Below are 19354 nucleotides of genomic sequence, written 5' to 3' on the forward strand. Positions count from 1 at the left end.
ATATTAGTCATTAGTCATTAGTCATTGGTCATTGGTCATTGGTCATTGGTCATTGGTCATTGGGCATTAACTTTGAAAAAAGGACAAAGGACAAAGGACAAATGACTTCTGATCGCTATTATATTCTTGTTGCTAGACCAAGAATGATGTATACAATTGCTTAAACTTAATTTTATCAGAGGAAATACTGAAAATGGGGCGTATTTTTATATCAGCAGCTCATGGAGGCAAAGAAGCAGGAGGAATAGACCAAGGTGCGATCGCAGGTGGTACAAGTGAAGCAAAAGAAATGATTTTGCTGCGAGATTTGATTGTCACGGAACTGAGAGCGCGGAGTTTGGAAATTTTAGCGGTTCCTGATGACTTAAGCGCCGCCCAAACTATCTCTTGGATCAATTCCCGCAGCCGCCGGGGTGATGTCGCCCTTGAAATTGCAGCTAATGCGGCTAACAGCCCTTCTGTGCGTGGGGCTAGCGTTTTCTACATCACTAATAATAGCGATCGCAAGAGCAATGCTGAACAGTTACTAGTAGGATTGTTGCGCCGCGTACCCCAATTACCGAATCGGGGAGTCAAGCCAGATACAGATAGTGGATTGGGTAGTTTAGCATTCTGTCGTCAGACAACGCTGCCAGCTTTGGTAATACAAGTGGGGTTTCTCAGCAATCCAGAGGATCGGGCTTTGCTACAAACTCGTCGCCGCGATTTTGCTTTGGGAATTGTCGATGGATTGGTAACTTGGAGTCGTGTAATTGACCCCACTCCCGGAACTCCAGCCGAAGTAAATTATCCACCTATTAATATTAATATTAATGGACAAAGTTACACCGAGCAAGGAATTTTAGTTAATGGGAATGCTTACATCCCCATTGATTTAGTAGACCTTCTCCGAATTGACCTTTCAAAAGCGGCTAATGTCAATCGCATTACCTATCACAAAGTAGTTTATGTCAAAGCAATCGAGCTGCGAGATTTTAATGTTGCAGTTAATTGGGATGCGGCGACGCGTACTGTTAGCTTGCGCTCGAATTTAGTAGTTTGCCCCGGTCAATTTTCGCGGGTAATGTCGAACGGTAATACTTCCGAAGTACAGTTACAATTATTTTTAAGAAATAATAATGAAAATGCTATAACAAAGTTTCCTGACATCCCCAAACTTTATCGGGAAGAAGCAGGTATAGAGGGAGTGAACTATGATATTGCCTTTTGCCAAATGTGTGTAGAAACGGGATTTTTACGGTTTGGTGGTGATATTAAACCTGAGCAAAATAACTTTGCAGGCTTAGGTGCGATCGGTGGCGGTTCGGAGGCTGCGTCTTTCCCAAGTGCGAGAATTGGAGTTAGGGCGCACGTTCAACATTTGAAAGCTTACGCTAGTTTAGAACCTTTGGTACAGGAAGTAGTAGATCCCAGATTTCGTTTTGTCACACGCGGGATTGCGCCATTAATCGATCAGCTATCAGGGCGATGGTCAGCAGATTTAGATTATGGTACAAAAATTTCAGCAATGCTTAAACGATTATATGAATCAGCAGGACTTCTTTGAGTATTGAGTAAATTATTCCAAGTAGGTCTGCGTCAAAATTTGTAGTTGGAATAAAGCAAGAAGCAAGAGGGCTTTAGCCTAGTTTATCTTTGTTTACCGGGGTATTAACTGCTGACTCCAACTGTTTGCCGTTCTCGTCGTGCGACTTCTGCACGTACTAAAGGTATAACATCACGCCCATAAGCGATCGCATCCTCTAAAGGATCGAAGCCCCGAATCAATAAAGTAGTCACACCTGCATCGTAATAATCAACCAAAGCCTCTGCTACTTGTTCTGGTGTACCTACTAGAGCAGTAGTGTTACCTGCCGCACCAGTAGCTGCGGCGATCGGTGTCCATAGACGCTTATCATAAATCTCATTTTTGGCGGCAAAATCTAGCAGACGTTGCGATCCTACCGCCTGTGGTCTAGCTGGGGTAGCTAATTTTGCGCCTCCTCGTAACTCTTGAATTCGCGCTAAAATACTATGTGCTTTTTCCCAAGCCTGTTGTTCTGTAGCACCAAGAATCGGTCGCAGAGAGACACTGAAGCGAATGGAGCGATCGAGTGGTAAGGCAGCACGCACCTCTGCAATTCGTTCTTTAACTGCGGCAATTGGCTCACCCCACAAGGCATAGACATTACTGTGTTTGGCTCCTACCTGTACGGCTGGCCCAGATGCACCACCAAAGTAAAGCGGGATGTAGGGCTTTTGCAGCGGCTTGATCGCAGAGAAAGCATCCTTGATGCGGTAGAATTCACCTTCGTAATCAAAGGGAGTGTCGCTTGTCCAGACACGACGAACAATTTCTAAATATTCATCGGTGCGACGGTAACGGCTGTCATGATCTAGCCAATCGCCATCTTTCTGCTGATCGGCATCACTGCCACCGGTAATAATATGGATTGCGATCCGACCGTTGGTAAAATGGTCAAGGGTAGCTGCCTTGCGAGCTGCCAGAGTTGGTGCCACAAAACCCGGACGATGAGCAATTAAAAAGCCCAATCGCTCGGTTGCTGAAGCTGCGAAACTAGCAACAGTCAAACCATCCGGGCTACTAGAACTATAGCCAATCAATACTTTGTCAAAGCCTCCTTCTTCATGGGCTTTGGCAAATTCACGAACATAAGCTGGATCGATGATGTCATCGCCCAGACCACCTGATGCACTATTTAATTCCGAAGTCGGTTTTGTGCGAATCAATCCAATAAATTCAATTGGCATAATTAATTCTCCTAAAAATGTTGGGGAGCAGGGGAGAAATCAATTCAAAATTCAAAATTCAAAATTCAAAATTCAAAATTCAAAATTCAAACATTGTAGAACTTCTGCCTCCTGCCTTGTCTTTCCCAATGCCCAATCCCTATTCCCTAATACCTAATCCAATAAGTCTGGTTGGTCGTGGGTAATTTCATCCCATAAATACTGGAATCCACCCCAGCCTGCTTGGTGAGTACCACCGCGTTGTTGGATCTTTAAGGCGATGTCGTGGTCAATCAGGATGGGTTTTCCTACAGCTTCTGCTAGCAATTGCGCCTTAGCGGTATCCTCTAACCTGATGTACCACCAAGCGGCTTCATCCACACTGTGTCCCACGGTCAATATTCCGTGGTTGCGTAAAATCGCCGCTTTGCTCGTTCCTAGTGCCTGGGCAATGCGTTTTCCTTCGCTTGTTTCTAAGACAATGCCTGTAAAATCATCAAATAGAGCATGATCTTGGTAAAAAGCACAGGAATCTTGGGTAATCGGATCGAGCAACCGACCCAAAGATGACCAAGTTTTGCCATAGAAAGAATGAGCATGAGCCGCTGCGATGACATCAGGGCGGGCTTCGTGGATTTGAGAGTGAATGGCAAATGCTGCTTGACTAACTTTGCCTTCACCTTGGACTACCTGACCTTCACTATTCACCAATATCAGGTCTGATACGCGAATGCGACTGAAGTGTATCCCAAAGGGATTTACCCAAAAATGATCGGTAAGTTCGGGATCGCGGGCAGTGATATGTCCTGCCAATCCTTGAGCAAAACCCAAACGCGCAAATACCCGAAAAGCTGCTGCCAAGCGTTCTTGGCGATGGCGACGCTCTGATTCAATGGAAACGAAGGTCGGTGGCTGAAAGGGATTGCTGGGGCGGACGAGAGAAGTTTGCACCATAATTTTCAACTCCTACGTATGGATTGGGTAGACCTACAGCGTTGCCTCACTGCTGCTGAAAGCGTCAAGGTTTGTCGATAGAGATCGCTTCACCATTAAACTAGCGATAACAACAAAGAATTATGGCTCGGTGGGCGATGCCTACGGCGGTAAACTACGCAGTTTTTATCGCTGCAAAGACGTATTGTTCAATCATGTCTAGTGGACAATGCTACAAATAACTTTTGGCTAATAACCGTAAATACGTTACTAATTTACTGATATCAACTTTTCGACTACCTATTGACAACAAATTTATTAACTAGAGTAGTGTAGCAAACTACTGTAACTCAATCGAATTACAGTAGTTTAAACTACAACGAAATTACCACAGTTCATTTAAATAAGCAAGCTAGATATAGAGTTCTACTAGAAAATATACTTGAGGAGACTGTTGTGATTTGTTAAGCTGTGGAGCGATCGCCTGGTTTTTTCGGTTCTCACATATCTCCTTTATATTCTTCTAACAATTGCGGAATGTGATCGTAACCATCTACACCGATAACCGCAATAATTTTCGGGCGATGTTGTTGTAAGAACTTTTGGAAAGCTTCTGCCCCGATTTGTCCTTGTAAAATTGTCAGTAATCCTGCTGCTTGACGCCACTCATTAGAAGCAATTTGCTCTAAAAGATACATTCCCAAGCAACCTGTATAAACAGTTTTTTCAGAATTTTGCAGATGATAATAAGCTTCTGCTAAATAAGCTAAGTTCCGCCCTTGGAGATACAAATCACCGGAAACTTGCGCTGTTTTAAAACCATCTTCCAGATATTTAATTGCAGTTTGGTGTTCTCCGATTACTAAATAGGCAATTCCTAAGCTGCTGACACATAAGGCTTTACTTTGCAGATCGCCTAATTTTTCTGATAATTTTAAACCTTGTTCCAAATAATTAATTGCGGCTTCATAGGTTTCGGGTTCTAAGTTTTCCAATTCCTGAGCTTGCATGACTTCGCTGTAACCCAAATTTACCAGCGCGTTTGCTTCTCCTGTGCGATCGCCTGCTTGCCGACTCAGTATTAATGCTCGTTGACTGTAATTAATTGCTTCAGCATAATTTTGCTGTTGTACGTAGGTGCGGCTGAGGTGGTTGAGATTGGCAATTTCACAGGTGCGATCGCCTGCATTTCTGGCTATCTCTAGCGCTTGCTGATGAAAATCAATGGAGCGCTGGTATTGTCCCAAAGCACGCTGAGAATAGCCTAAAAGTGTCAAAATCCGCGCTTTTTCCTGGGTTCCCTCGCCTCGTCGCAGTGGTTCATCTAAATAATCTAGGGCATCTCGTAAATAAGTGCCAGTAAAAGAGGCAAAAATCCCGCCGTAAAAAGGAAAATACGGACGCTGGGCAAAGGTTCGTAAAATCTGGAGCATGATTTGAGAACAGGCATCGCTGTATATTGTCCCAATGCTCCTAAAACCACTTGCTAATTGACTCCAAATCACCGCAAAGGTCAAAAAAGTGGAAATAGACAACTTTGGCCCAGCCTTAATATCGTAAGCTTGTTGGTCAAACCAGCTAATTAGTCCCCGTTGCAAGAACTGTAAAATTAATGCCATTTCCACCCAATCTCTGAGGGTAATACCACGCTGTCGTTCGGCAAACTCAATTGCGGATTCTTCTCTAGCTAAAGTGCGAAGCAGTGCTTGGGGTAACTCACTATTGAGTTGTTTGGCCCAACTTGCCCAAGGGCCGCGTTCTCCCGGTACACCGCCAAACCCCAGAGATTCTTTTTGCTCGTACATCCAACTGAGCAAGTTGTCTTGCAATCGCTGCCAAGAAGCTAAACCACGGGTAATCCCTTCGGAAAATTGTTGTAAATCAGCATCTGCCTGGGCAAATTGCAGCAATGCCTTGGACAACTGCTGTAACTGTTGTAAATTTAGCGGATACTTCTGATTCGGGTCAGTAACTCGGATAAATGTCGCTAGACGCTCGGCAGCAGGGGTTGTGGTGATTTCTGTAACTGCGGAGGCGATCGCTTCTGTTGCTTTGTTTTGCTCTTGCCAGCGTTGCCATTGACTTTGAATCGTCTTAATGGCTCTCAAAGAGCGAGTCGCTTTAGCTTTCTTGAGTTCGTCTTTTTCGTTATCTACTTGACTTTGGAGGGAATTCAGGCGATCGCTCAAAGCTAGCTCAAAGACTTCCCCTGTACCGGAAGAGATTCCTTTAAGCAGCATTTGATACACCTGTTCTACAGAGCTAATTTTGCCCTTGAGGGTGGTTTCGACAATTTCATCGATTAAGGCAAGATAGCGATCGCTTAATGGCAGAGAGTCTGGCACTTTGGCTACTAGGAGAATGTCACGTCAATTCTAATTCTAGTCTTGGCTGCACAGCTAGGGGAAAGAATTAGCCACTTTTGGGCAGTCATGGTTATAACAAATGCAAAATTTAGAAAAATTTATTTAGCGATTTGTTATCATTCCTTGAGTGATTCGCTTTTTAACTACGCGATAAAAAAATAATGGAATGCCTACAATATAACGGTCTGCTAAACGAGTAGGTTCAGTAATTAAGCGTGTTAACCACTCCAGACCATTATCAGTCAGCCAACGCGGGCCGCGATATATAGAGTCAGTATAAAAATCTAGACAAGCACCTAAAGGTAAAAATACAGTAGTTTCAATTTTATTGAAGTTATCTAAAATCCAGCGTTCCTGTAATGGCATACCAAAACCAATATATAAAATATCTGCTTGGAATTTATTAATTTTTTCTATTACCAAATCATTCTCTTTTCCTGATTTATCAAAATAACCATGATGTCCTTGTACGCGTAAATTAGGCGCAATTGATCCTAACTTAGTAATTGCCTTATCTACTACGCCAGGTTTTCCAGCTAACAAAAATAAAGAAAGGTTTTCTCGCTCGCACTTTAATACTAAATCTTCTATGTAATCTGGTGCTGTCATTCGATGTGCAGATTGCATTGAATAACCATTGAATCTAGCTCCTACCATTACACCAAATCCGTCACAAAATACTAAATCAGCCTTATTCAAAAAATCTCGATACCAAGACTTTTCATAAGCAAAATTCATGGCTCTGATATTCACATGTCCTACAACTGTCTTTTTTTTATTTTTGGCTACTTCTATTAAATAATCAACTAATTCTTGTACTTGAACTTTATGAAATCTTGTATCAAACAATTTAACTTCCGGAAAAGTTTTCATTTCTGCGCTCCTTCACTTATTAGCCAGTATACCAAGTTTAGAAGACTCAAAACCACAAAATAATAATACCTTTATCGCTGCCTTAAATTTTCCTACTTTTAAATAAAATCCTATCTTGGTAACACCTATTATCCTTGCATACAGAATAAATTACGTCGTTTTTGAATTTTGTGTTTCATACATAGGGTAAGTAAGTTAAACCTACTTTCATTAAGATGCTTATCGATTGATAAGTGCTGTATAAATACCTCTTAAAGATGTAAGATATTTGTTGATGTCCAAGTGTTTAACTCTGGCTCGTGCATTATTTCCCAAAGATATTCTCAGATTTTCGTCTGCAATTAAAGATTGCATTGCTTCTGACAATTGTTGAATATCCCCCGGATTAACTAATAAACCATTCTGATTTTGAGTAACTATTTCGGGTATTCCTCCTACTGCGGTAGTGATAACTGCCAAACCCCAACTCATTGCTTCTAATAGTGCCATAGGCAAACCTTCGTTGTAGGAAGGTAACACAAAGACATCAGCTTTAGTGAAAAGATCGTCGCGTTTTTCTCGATCTACCCAATCAAGAATAGTGATGTAGTCAGTAAGATTTAGAGTTGGGAGCAAACTACGAGCTTGTTCTACATCTCCATCCCCGGCTATAACTAACTTAGCTTGGCTTTGTTGAGCAACAGGCATAGAAGCAAATGCTTTAATTAAATCAAAAGTGCCTTTGCGCTCACCAATGCGCCCTAAAAATAAGAAAAATATTTGTTTGGAATCTCTTCGCTGTGGTATTTGTGCGGGAATTTTTACCGGGTTAGGCAGAACAATAACTTGTTCTGATTTCAAGCCAAGATTCTCAATGTAGAATTTTTTCCAGCTATCTGATAAAACGATGAAACGCGTACATTTACAAAACGACCAACTTAGCCACTGCTTAAGCCATTGGGGTAGTTTTGAGTAAAACAAATGAAAATCAGCACTATGAGTATGAATAATTACTGGCTTTTGAAATAGCCAACCAATCAGAGTAGTGATTGAATGACGAAAAGCGCTACCTCTATCTGAAACATGGATGTGAATTAGGTCAGCTCTTTGGTTTAATAAGTTCCAAAATAACTCACCTATTGCTTGCAAAAACACTAACACTTTATAGACAGTAGAACCATTTGGTAAAGTTGTAATGTGTTTAATTTGAATATCAGAAGTAGTTTCTTCAAGAATGAGCTTTTCCACAGAAACTATTCCACCTTGGCGCTCCAAGCTTTCGCCCAACATAGTAATTTTTATGGGACTCATAATTGCTATTAATATATTTTGAAAATTGAGTACACAGATATTTATATAAACTATTGAATGAATTTATTCTAGTTTATATCCAAGGGCGTACTCCCAAAGCATTTTGAGAATTAATCCTAATAACTCTATCTGTTTGAGCGCAGAGCCACAAATTTATTCAATGTATACTTTTATGATTTTACAGGATGATCTCCATAACAAAAATCTGTCAGAGAAATTGTTATGAGGATGTTTAAAACATTGTTGTTAATAACAGCATTCTAGCACTCTCTCATAACTCAAAGCTAAGTAACAATTTTTTGTTTAAGCTAAATCATATATTTACAGGTTGGAAAAACCAATGAATTTATTTGAGCTTTTAGTAGGAGAAGACAATCATCCAGCCCTAGTTACACCTGATGGGCGATCGCTAACCTATAAGCAATTGCGCGAGAATGTTATTGCACTGGTATCTCAACTCAACAGCTTTGGATTGAAACGGGGAGAACGCATTGCCATTGCCATGACTAACGGTTCACCAATGGCAATTACCTTTTTGGCTGCTGCCTTATGTGGCACTGCTGCACCCTTAAATCCCAAATACAAACAAGAAGAATTTGCCTTTTACTACCAAGATACCCAAGCAAAAGCACTGATTACGTTGTCTGAAGGGTCAGAAGCAGCCATTGCTAGTGTCACACCTGATATGATGGTGATTAATGCCAAGATAAATACTGACGGCACATTAAGCTTTGAATCAGTCAAAACAGGTTCAGAACCAGCAGAATCCGCGAATCCCACAGCCCCCAACGCTGATGATATAGCGATGATTCTCCACACTAGCGGCACTACCAGTCGTCCCAAGCGTGTGCCGATTCGTCATCGCAACTTAATTGCTTCAGCCGGCAATCTGATTAGTGCTTACTCACTCACAGCAGCTGATACTACACTTTGCCTAATGCCCTTGTTCCATGTTCACGGATTGGTGGGCTGTTTGCTGGCAACTCTGGCTTCGGGCGGTACATTAGTTTGTCCCAATGGTTTTAATGCCTTGGAGTTTTGGAAACTGGTAGATACTTACAAACCCACCTGGTACTCCGCAGCGCCAACCATGCACCAGACAATTTTGGTGCGCGCTAGCCGTAATACAGAAATTGTCAAAGCTAACCGTTTTCGTTTCATTCGCTCTAGTAGCGCTTCTTTGCCGCCGATTATCATTGAACAGTTAGAGGCAACTCTGAATGCTCCTGTGGTGGAATCTTACAGCATGACTGAAGCATCTCACTTAATGACCACCAATCCCCTACCGCCAAAAGTCAGAAAACTAGGTACTGTAGGTTATGGCTTTGGCGTAGAAGTCGGCATTATGGATTCTGAAGGCAACCTGTTATCTCAGGGAAGCTTGGGCGAGGTGGTGGTAAAAGCACCCAACGTTATAGATGGCTACGAAAACAATCCAGAAGCTAACGCCACTGCTTTTGTAAACGGTTGGTTCCGTACAGGGGATCAAGGTACAGTTGATGCAGATGGCTACCTCCGCTTGACTGGACGGATTAAAGAATTGATTAACCGGGGTGGGGAAAAAATTTCTCCTTTAGAAGTGGATGATGTCTTGCTACGCCATTCCGCCGTCGCCGAAGCCTTAGCCTTTGCCGTCCCCCACAAATCTTTAGGAGAAGATATCCACGCAGCTGTTGTTCTAAAAGCAGAAGCTAGCGAAAAAGAACTTTTAGCTCACTGTGCAACTATGCTGGCAGACTTCAAAGTTCCCAGGCAAATTCACATTTTAGAGCAACTACCTCGTGGTGCTACCGGTAAACTGCAACGGTTAGCGATGGCGAAATTGCTGAATATAGGGGAATAGGGAGATAACGGTAGTTTACTAAACGATCTGGCACACCCACAGCGAACACGCTCTCAATAGACCGATCGTCAAAATCACAAACGTCTATGCAATCTACAAAAACAGAGATTGAACAGTCAGATCCTTCTGAGTGATACTGAAGTTACGCTGTTCTGGTGTGGCAACGAATGAAACGATCGCTTTTACAGCAAATGATGTAAATTGAAATGTCAACTTTTTATTTACACTGCAAAACTACACTGTACAGCGATTTTACTTCCAAAAAACTTTGGTATTATACGTATTTATTACATAATCTCAAGTTTTGCAACAGGCGATACTTACGGTGAGCTACGCTAACGCACTTCATACAGCGATCGCAATTTGAGGATATCTTCCCATTCGAGATCGGTAAATGGTTGGGTAACTAGTTCTATACCAAAGTATTGTCTTGCCGTCTCTGTCAATGTCTCCACAATCTTTGCAATCCAGTTATCCTCGTCCTGTGTATTGCAAAGTGAAGTATTCCACGGAGCCGATTGTTCAAAGATTTGCTGAAATAAACCTTTGTCTGTAGATAAAATCATCGAGCCGTGTTGAAGAATGGTATTTTTCCCCTTGCGTTGGGCACTACCAATAAATTTACTTCCATCGGCAGTAACTAAGTCAGCTGCTGTTGCTGTGTTGAAACAACTGGGATTATGAATGTAACCCCGTCCAGCAGAACCATAACTTAACTCAATACCCAAGGTTTGCCAGCCTTGGATTAAAAAGTTACAGATTTTTTCATAAGTACCCCAGCTTTTTCCAGTACTAGCTGAGGTAATCACAGAGTAGGTCAAGTTTCCTTGGTGGAGAACAGCTCTACCTCCTGTTGGACGACGAACTAGATCGAGTGGCTGTCCCTGATAAATCAGATTATGCCATTGGGCAGGCCATTGTTTTTGCAGATGTCCCAAGGAGAGGGCGTGGGGATGCCAGGTATAAAAACGCAAGGTAGGCGGGTGCTGTCCCTTTTCACATTGGTTGAACAACCAAGCATCGATCGCCATTTGTACTCCTCCTGATGTCTGAAGCATTGGGATAAAACGCCAGGTAGATGGTGGCTCGGTTGCTAATTCTCTCATAGGTTTCGGACTTTGGTAAAGATATTGACATCCTAATACCAGTATTTAATAATACTTTTGTTTCAGATTATCAGGAAAAATCTGTTTATGAATTTCATCAAAATGTTTATTAAAGGCAAAACTGTATTCAATTTTAGATTTTTAATCTTCCAGGATTTATGCAAACAATAGCCATCTCTACTTGAGTTTTATCCCCATTAACCTCGACAAATTTTTCAAATTTTTCCCAGTCAGTAATTTTGTGACCATTACAAGAGTGGTTGATTTGGTAAGGCTTTATAATCTCCCGTGCTGACTTTTCGTTGAAGCCAAAGGTTGAAAGCGGGGGTAAACCAGTGCGACGCCGATAGCGAGTCTGCGAGCGTCATAGCCCGTCGTAGACATCGCTAACCCACATTGACAGTTAGATTACAATCTTAGGTATAGTTTCTCTGACTGGAGTTGTTCATCGGGTGATTCAATCCGATTCAATGACAAAGCATACCAGACAAGTATTACTTAGTGCGCTCAAGGTGGTTGTCTTATGCCTGACACTGTTCCTACTATGCACAAGCAATAGTTGGGCGCAAATCACTGCTGACAGCAAAATTTCTCCTCTGATTGAGAAGCTGATAGATAACGATGCCCACATCAGAAGCCTTGCAGCAGATGCATTAGTTAATATCGGTTCGGCAGCAGTACCATCTCTGATTGAAGCGTTGAAAAATCAGGATATTAATCTTCGTTGGCACGCCGCTTCGGTTTTAGGAGATTTGGGTGCAGAAGCAGCACCAGCAGTCCCAGCCTTAAGTGCGGCATTGCAAGATGAAGATGGACAAGTCCGCCTGTACGCCACCTTAGCTTTAGGAAATATTGGTACAGCAGCCAAGGCAGCAGTTCCATCGTTGATGGCGGCATTACAAGACAAGGAGCAATTCGTTCGCATTTATGTTCCTTCTGCACTCAGAAAAATTGGTGTCGAAGCAAAAGTAGCTGTCCCAGTATTAACTGCTGCCTTAAAAGATAAGAACCCCACTGTACGTTACAATTCTGCCTACGCTCTGGGTGCAATGGGTACAGATGCAGTATCTTCTGTCCCGAATTTAATTGCCCTGTTGAATGATAACCAGTTTTACGTGCGTTTAGGTGCTATCAAAGGTTTAGGAGGAATCGCGGCAGGCTTTCAGGACAAGGCCAATGCTTTACCTACCTCGAAGTTGCAGAAAGTCATCTCAGACTTTGAGCAGGTATTGGCAACTATACAAAAATACAAAGATAAATTCACAGAGACGGACATTAGGCTGATACGTCGCCCTCTCAATGCCCTGAAAGCAGAAAAAGAAACTCGCCTCTTTGATAGAGTTTTGGAATCGCTATTTAAGCATAAATTACTTTTGGGAATTGCCGCCTACCTTATCTTATTGCCTTGTATTTGGTTAATTCTCTTGCGGGTAGCCCCTTTATGGTTGTTGAAAATTAACAACGCCCTCAAACCCTACACAGATTTTTCTCTCCCATTTATCAGCGTTAATGTACCTCTGCGATATGTGCTATTTGTTGGCTGGTTTCATTACCATCCCAGAGTATTAGATGCGTGGGTAGCTAAATATATCAAAGCAGCCCGCGAACAATTTCCCAAAAAGGATACAGTTAGCAGTCGCGCCTGTTACATTCCTATTCCCGTTGTTCTGGATGGTACAACAGTTCCCCAACTGATGAATGAGAATTTGCGCTCAACTTTCGAGAAACAACGTAGCTGTCTAGTAATTGGTGGGGAAGGAGGTGTAGGTAAAACCAGTTTAGCGTGTCGAATCGCTGGCTGGGCAATGGCTGAAGATGAAGACCAACAACTCTGCAAACATTTGATGTTACCTGTGCTTTTGGAAGAAGAATTTCGGCTAACTGAAGGTAAGTCACCGCTTTTAGAAGCCATCAGAGGACAGTTGCAAGCTTTAATTGATGAGCCAGAGCCGATTTGTCAAGAATTACTGTTACGTTTGTTAAGAAAGAAACGCATTTTAGTAATTGTAGACCGATTCTCAGAAATGAATGCCACTACACGAGAAGCAATTGAGCCGGAGTCGCCAGAGTTTCCGGTGAATGCATTAGCGATCACTTCCCGAATTGAGGAAAAGCTGGGGCGGGTTAATAAGACGATAATTAAACCTTTGCGGATTGAGGCGAATAAACTATCGTCCTTTATGGAAGCTTATCTCATGCAGCGAGGTAAACGCGATCGCTTTACCGATCAAGAATTTTTTGACGCTTGCAACCGCCTATCTCTCATGGTTGGTCAAAATAATATCACTGTCTTGCTGGCTAAACTTTATGCTGAACAGTTAATTGCCAGTAAAGAGGTTGCATCGAATATTTCTGCGTTGCCAGAGAATATTCCTAATTTGATGCTGGGTTATATCAATGAACTTAATCGTGATGTTACAGACAATCAATTTGATGACCGCACTGTTCATCAAATTGCCAAAACCATCGCCTGGGAATGTTTGCAGCAAAGTTATCAACCAGGAACCGCCAAGCGTGCAGATGCGGTTGCTGCATTAGCAGCTTTGGGTATTGATGACCCGGAAGCACACCTCAATTATCTGGAAAAACGCCTACACCTAATTCAAACTATCGGTTCTGCCAAAGATAGAATTCGTTTTTGTCTTGACCCTTTAGCTGAGTATCTTGCAGGTTGGTATTTAATCGAATTGTATGGCAATAACGATGGCAAATGGCGATCGCATTTTTTCAAAAAGGCAGACGATTTAGTTAAAACAGGCGCACCAGATGCCATCAAAGGCTTGTTGTTAGCAGTGCGAGATTGCTACTTATCTGAGGTTCAAGGTAGCAAAGAAACAGATTTTGTACCCCAAAAGTTGGGTAAACTCGCTGGGTTTACACCTCCAGTCAATACACCAGTTAGTACTGTGCAAACAGTAATACCATGATTAATTGCCAGGTTGTGATTCTGCCTGTAATTGCTGCAACAGTGGTTTGATTTTCAGTTGGTGGTTGACTCCGACCCCTGGCGATCGCTCATCGACAGTTTAGACGATTTCTCCGATGATTTTATGACTAATTGCGATCGGTCACTCATGGACACCAGAGAGAGTTTGTAAATTAGATACCTCGCATTCCTACGCTGTTGTTAGAGAACTGGGTTGAGTAGCTGTAAATAGTGATCGCACTTTGCCTAAAACTATAAATACTGCATCCCTCCGTCTTTGCATCTTCCTGTTCCCCTATATCCACGTCTCTTTATCGCCACCATCGTGCCACATCTTGAATAGCACGAGCAATTTCTGTCCTTGCTGCTTGGCCACCTAATACAAAAATAGCCGGAAACAATGCTTTTATACCTTGGAGCAATTGAAGGCGAGTACTAAGAGACAATTGATGAAGTATATCTTGCCAAAGGGGAAAAAGTTCAGCAGATGACATCTGTGATAAACCAAAAGCTAAAGCTCTCAGCGCAGAGACAAAATAATTTTCATTTTGAATTGCCCTTGCCGCTGCTAACGCTTCTGGCAACAACTCTGGGAGTTTGTCAGTTAAGATACAAAGAGCATCAGCACGATCCTCCTTATCTTGAATTGCTCTTGCTGCCGTCAGTGCTTCTGGCAAGAGTTCCGGGAGCATATCACTTAAAGCTATAAGAGCATTAACGCGAGAATACCCATCCTCAATCGCTCTTGCTGCGGCAAGAGCTTTTGATTTTGACAACAAGTGTGGCGGCTGTTTGTCGTCTAAGGCACAAAGGTTAACTGTATGATCTTCATCATTCATCAAGCTTGCTGCCACCTGGGCTTTTGATAATAACTCTGGCAGTTTGTCGGTTAAGACTGTTTGTAGAGCAGAAGTGCAATACTCTTCATCCTGAATCGCTCTTGCAGCTGCCAGCGCTTCTAGCAATACTTCTGGCAATTTATTAGCTAAGGCACTTAAAGTATCAGCACGATAACTCTCATACTGAATTGCTCTTGCTGCCGTTAGTGCTACTGGCAATAACTGCAACGACAGTTTGTCGGCTAAAGCACAAAGGGCATCAGCACGATCCTCCTCATCCTGGATTGCTTTTGCCGCCGTTAATGCTTCTGTTAACAACTCTGGCTGTTTGTCAACTAAACCTATCAATGCATAAGCGTGATCATACTCATCCTGAATTGCTCTTGCTGCCGTTAGTGCTTCTGGTAACAACTCTGGCAGTTGATCAATTAAAGCTCTCAAAGCCTCAGTACGATAATACTCATTTTGAATGGTCTTTGCTACCGTTAGCGCTTCTGGTAATAACTCTGGTAGTTTATTAGACAGGGCACAAAGAGCAGAGGCACGATATTCCTCATTCTGAATTGCCCTTACTGCGGTTAGTGCTTCTGGCAACAACTCTGCCGGTAGTTTTTTAGCTAAGGCTTTCAGAGCATCAGTGCGATATTCCTCAATTTGAATCGAGCTTGCTACGGTTAGTGCTTCTGGCAACAACTCTGGCAATTTTTCGGCTAAGACAGTTAAGGCAGAGGCACGATACTCGTTAATTTGAATCGCCCTTGCTGCGGTTAGTGCTTCTGACAACAACTCTGGCAATTTTTCAACTAAGACTGCTAGGGCAAAAGCATGAAAAGACTCATCTTGAATTGTCCTTGCTGTCGCCAGGGCTTTTTGCAGCGCTATTTCTTTATAATCTGGTGACAAATAGTCAACTAGTTTTGTAAGTAAATACACCTTTTGCTCTTGATACGGGTTTTGCAAGGCGTAACTTAGTCCTTGTTCAGGAGTCCAAATATTGTTTTTGACCAATGCAACTAGCAGTTCTTTTGGTACGTTTGCTGCCAAACTATTTAGGGATGCAGTGATCAAAGCATAGCGACACTGCAAACTCACAACTTGGGGTAGGGGTGATTCAGTCCAATTCGCTTCTATTAGTTCCCAAGCACGAGAAATATCTGTTATGTAACCTTCAGTTTGCCCTAATTTTTCTCGCACTTCATACCAGCCATTGTTTCCTGCCTGCGATTCTTCCCGTAATAACTGGTGAATCTCTTCTACCAGTCCAGCCTTTTCTAAATGCCAAACTAAATTTTGATGAATGTAACCATCATTAAGCAGGGTATGCCAAAGATTTTTTTCAGTCTTTAGCCGATACCGTTCTAGCAGTTGGCTGTGAGCATTGAGTAAATTAAAACCCATTCCCGTAGGCGGAGATTTAATTAATAGGCTACGAGCTACATCATGCAATAAGTCATGTATCCTATAGCCTTTGCACTCAACACCCCCGACAAATACAGGTGAATCAGACTGAAGTAAGGCATCATTCCAAAGTAGCTCTAAACGCTCATCAACTTCATCCTGCGATTCCATATTCCAGAGCGTGACTGCCATTGGTACGGCTATTGTTACATCCTCTGGCAAAACTCCCAACCAAATAAAATTTTCCCAAGCTTGTTCGTTAAAGTCCCTCAAAGCTTTCAGGCTTAAATTAAAGGTTGCTTCTAAAAAGTTTTCTTGACGCGGCCCGTATAATATTTTTAAGTTTGCAACCTCTTGTTTCAAAGCCGTTTCCAGCTTCACCCATGCAACTCCCCGTTTAACTCTTGCTGCTACCAAATTCAGTGCGATGGGTAGGTATCCTACAGTCTTGGCTACTCTCAAAGCCTCTTGTTTCTCTTCTCCTTCTATTTGTCGTTCTAAAGACTTAGAAATTAATTCCAGAGATTCTTCTGGTGTCATCAAATTCAATTGTTGCAAAGAAGCACCTACGGCATCAGCCACATCAGCACGCCGCGAAGTGATTAATAGCTGGGATTGGGAACTTGCTACCAGAAAGGGTTTAACTTTATCTGGTTCCCAAGCATCATCAACTATCAGTAAAACTGCTTTATCATGTAGTAAACTTCGCAAATGGGCTTTAGCAGTCTCTATGTTAGTTGCGCTAATCTTATAGTCTCCTTCTAGAGCTTGTACCCACTTACTCAACTCAGAGAGAATATCTGGTTCCTGTCCCAAAGTTGCCCAAAGCACACCACCAGAAAAACGTTTTTGGATATCTTCATCATGGGCAAGGGCAGTAACTAAAGTTGTCTTGCCAATGCCACCTAAACCGTGAATAGCACTGATGAGCAAAGCACCAGCATTAGATGTATTTGACAGTAGACGAGCTTTAATTTCTACAGTAACTTGTGGGCGATCGACAAAATGGGCAGGTAAACTCGGTGCTTGAAAAGGTCTGTCAGTTGGGCGATGATAATTAATAGTGAGGCTGCCTTCTACCTGACCTACAATAATGTTGTTGTCACCCTCAACGTTTTGACCAACATTTTTATTACCTGAAATTGTTTGTTTAAACTGAGATTTAATATCAGGATTTAAACTGGTTACAGAAGCTTTATTGTTTTCTACGTTACCTAAAATTGGTTGTTCAACCTGAGACTGAATATGCTTATCTAAACGGCTTTGAGCAACTTCATCTCTAAGTAGATGTCGCCTACGTTTTAATCTCCGACGATTCCCTCTCAAAAAGCCAGCTAAGTTAGATAAAAAAAGTATTATCTGCTTCCATAACCTTCTCAGGCTTCTTTTCTGCACAGTTTTAACTTCCTATTATTCTAGTTTTCTGACTAATTGATAGTTGCATCACCTCCCACTGTGCCAATCGCCTTATTACCATCACCCGCAATGTTTTGCACTGCGTTGTCATCACCAGATATTGTTTGATTAAAACTATTAACAACTTTAGAGATTGCCTCTGAATCTTCTTGCATCAAACGGGCAATCTCAGCATATAAATTTTTATCTTCATCCAGAAATTTCTTGAGTTGCTTCTGGAGTGTTTCTTTCGCATCTGCATCATTAGGAGAATTGGCCAATTCTTCTACTGCACCTTTCGCCATTGGCTTTGCCTCTACCTTTGGTTGCAGCTTAGTCCACAAAGCCTTAGCTTTTTCCCAGGCATTAGCACCAAACCCTTCACCCAATTTCTTACCAGCTTCTTCAGCTGCTTTCTCTCCTGCCTTCAGTAAGTACGGTAAAAAAGGAGTCAGGAAAGTAGTCAAAGTTATTATATCCATTTGCTTACTCTAATTCTGTATCAACACCTGATAATAAGCGGTCAAATAAGCGGTCAAACTCAGGGTAATCACTTAATGTAATAATTTTGGCGATGCCTAGGTTGGCAAGCTACGCACCGCTTGTGAGAAATGCAGGTACAGCATATTTTAGGTAAATTAAGTACACGGGTAGGGGCACAACATATTGCACTGGTGTCAACTTAAGCCTGTGCGAATGCAATTCGCGGCTACACAAACAAAGTCCGCCTGCGCGGACTAAGAGAAAATTAATGTTTTTAACCCGCGCAGGCGGGTTTCGTTTGTGTAGACGCGGTTTCTAACCGCCCTTTTAACGTTAAGTTGACACGTATGAACATGTTGTGCCCCTACGATTATCTGTATCTCACGCCTGTTGCAATCTGCTGTATATTTATCTATGGTTAACTATTTTTTTCTGTAGCTTACCCATGCGAGAACTAGGCAGATTTCTTATTTTCGTCTGATGTCTGCCCTGCACTACCTTTTAAGCGAGTCAACCTGCTTCTGCGTATACGTTCGCTGTCACGAACGCCACCTGCTACTTCATATTCGCTGCTGTCTGTGCCATACTTGAAACCAACTCCCTTCAGCATCTTATCTGAAAGTTTACTTAGCTTTTTTTCCATTTCATCGATTTTCGTTTTAGTAGAGTCAACCACAGCTAAAGCGTTGTTATAAGTATCAAGCATAGTGCGAAACTCCTCAATTGATTGAGTCAGATTTTCCAAATCGCAACTATTACCAAAATCCATGTTTGAATCAACTGCTTTAAATCCAGACGTTCTCAATTCAGCTTTTTCTAGAATCCGCGATGTCCGCTTTGTACGAGGCATGGATGTACTCCTTGAAGATATTTATAGAACTAGCTTGCCTCAATTAAGCTGTATTCTGTATCAGAAAAACTCGCAAATCATTATATTTTTTCTAATAATATTTGTAGGCAATTCCAGTGGTTTTGCTGAAGTCAAGAACTAGATGCTAATTTTTATAGAGATAATATATTTGAACTTTATACAAGCTTCAGTTTATTCACGATCGCTTTCATGTTGATGACTAATATTATAATGTTGGTGACTAATATTGTAATGTTTGATGACTAATGCGGTAATATTACTCACTAATATCGTAATGTTGGTGACTAATATTGTAATATTC

12 protein-coding genes are annotated in these 19354 nt (G+C 42.0%); 3 read left to right on the forward strand and 9 right to left on the reverse strand.

The annotated features are described in order from the left end of the window. The first annotated feature begins 193 nt into the window (after positions 1–193). Positions 194–1546, forward strand: a complete 1353-nt coding sequence (locus RMZ42_RS17230; protein ID WP_322672526.1) for an N-acetylmuramoyl-L-alanine amidase — start codon at positions 194–196, stop codon at positions 1544–1546. Positions 1547–1650: 104 nt separating this feature from the next. On the opposite strand, the gene RMZ42_RS17235 is transcribed toward RMZ42_RS17230, so the two are convergent. From RMZ42_RS17235 to RMZ42_RS17255, 5 genes are all read right to left on the reverse strand, one after another. Beyond that, positions 1651–2751 carry an LLM class flavin-dependent oxidoreductase gene (locus RMZ42_RS17235; protein WP_322672527.1) on the reverse strand — a complete coding sequence of 367 codons (1101 nt, stop codon included), beginning with the start codon at positions 2749–2751 and terminating at the stop codon, positions 1651–1653. Between the two features lie 153 nt (positions 2752–2904). Then, entirely contained in the window at positions 2905–3684 is a 780-nt protein-coding gene (locus RMZ42_RS17240; RefSeq protein ID WP_322672528.1) for a class II aldolase/adducin family protein, read from the reverse strand. 479 nt (positions 3685–4163) lie between these two features. After that, complete coding sequence (locus RMZ42_RS17245; protein ID WP_322672529.1) at positions 4164–6008, reverse strand: tetratricopeptide repeat protein; 1845 nt, start codon at positions 6006–6008, stop codon at positions 4164–4166. Between the two features lie 123 nt (positions 6009–6131). Next, the gene (locus RMZ42_RS17250; RefSeq protein ID WP_322672530.1) at positions 6132–6902 is read right to left on the reverse strand and encodes a WecB/TagA/CpsF family glycosyltransferase; all 771 of its coding nucleotides are present in this window, start codon (positions 6900–6902) and stop codon (positions 6132–6134) included. Between the two features lie 219 nt (positions 6903–7121). Beyond that, positions 7122–8192: a glycosyltransferase family 4 protein gene (locus RMZ42_RS17255; RefSeq protein WP_322672531.1), complete on the reverse strand. Its 1071-nt coding sequence runs from the start codon at positions 8190–8192 to the stop codon at positions 7122–7124. 340 nt (positions 8193–8532) lie between these two features. Between RMZ42_RS17255 and RMZ42_RS17260 the strand changes: the two genes are divergently transcribed. After that, complete coding sequence (locus tag RMZ42_RS17260; RefSeq protein ID WP_322672532.1) at positions 8533–10035, forward strand: acyl--CoA ligase; 1503 nt, start codon at positions 8533–8535, stop codon at positions 10033–10035. 335 nt (positions 10036–10370) lie between these two features. Here the strand turns inward: RMZ42_RS17260 and RMZ42_RS17265 are convergent, their stop codons facing one another. After that, positions 10371–11141 (reverse strand): biotin/lipoate A/B protein ligase family protein, encoded by a 771-nt coding sequence (locus RMZ42_RS17265; protein ID WP_322672533.1) that lies wholly within the window; start codon positions 11139–11141, stop codon positions 10371–10373. 470 nt (positions 11142–11611) lie between these two features. Between RMZ42_RS17265 and RMZ42_RS17270 the strand changes: the two genes are divergently transcribed. Then, a complete protein-coding gene (locus tag RMZ42_RS17270; RefSeq protein WP_322672534.1) occupies positions 11612–14068 on the forward strand; it encodes a HEAT repeat domain-containing protein in 2457 nt (818 codons plus the stop codon). 310 nt (positions 14069–14378) lie between these two features. Here RMZ42_RS17270 and RMZ42_RS17275 read toward each other — a convergent pair whose 3' ends face one another. From RMZ42_RS17275 to RMZ42_RS17285, 3 genes are all read right to left on the reverse strand, one after another. Then, complete coding sequence (locus tag RMZ42_RS17275) at positions 14379–17699, reverse strand: NB-ARC domain-containing protein (protein WP_322672535.1); 3321 nt, start codon at positions 17697–17699, stop codon at positions 14379–14381. Positions 17700–17731: 32 nt separating this feature from the next. Continuing rightward, positions 17732–18181, reverse strand: a complete 450-nt coding sequence (locus tag RMZ42_RS17280; protein ID WP_322672536.1) for a hypothetical protein — start codon at positions 18179–18181, stop codon at positions 17732–17734. 455 nt (positions 18182–18636) lie between these two features. Then, positions 18637–19032, reverse strand: coding sequence for a hypothetical protein (locus RMZ42_RS17285; RefSeq protein WP_322672537.1), 396 nt, complete (start codon positions 19030–19032; stop codon positions 18637–18639). Between the last annotated feature and the right edge of the window lie 322 nt (positions 19033–19354).

The organism is Nostoc sp. DedQUE05 (assembly GCF_034530955.1).
Lineage (GTDB): Bacteria > Cyanobacteriota > Cyanobacteriia > Cyanobacteriales > Nostocaceae > Nostoc.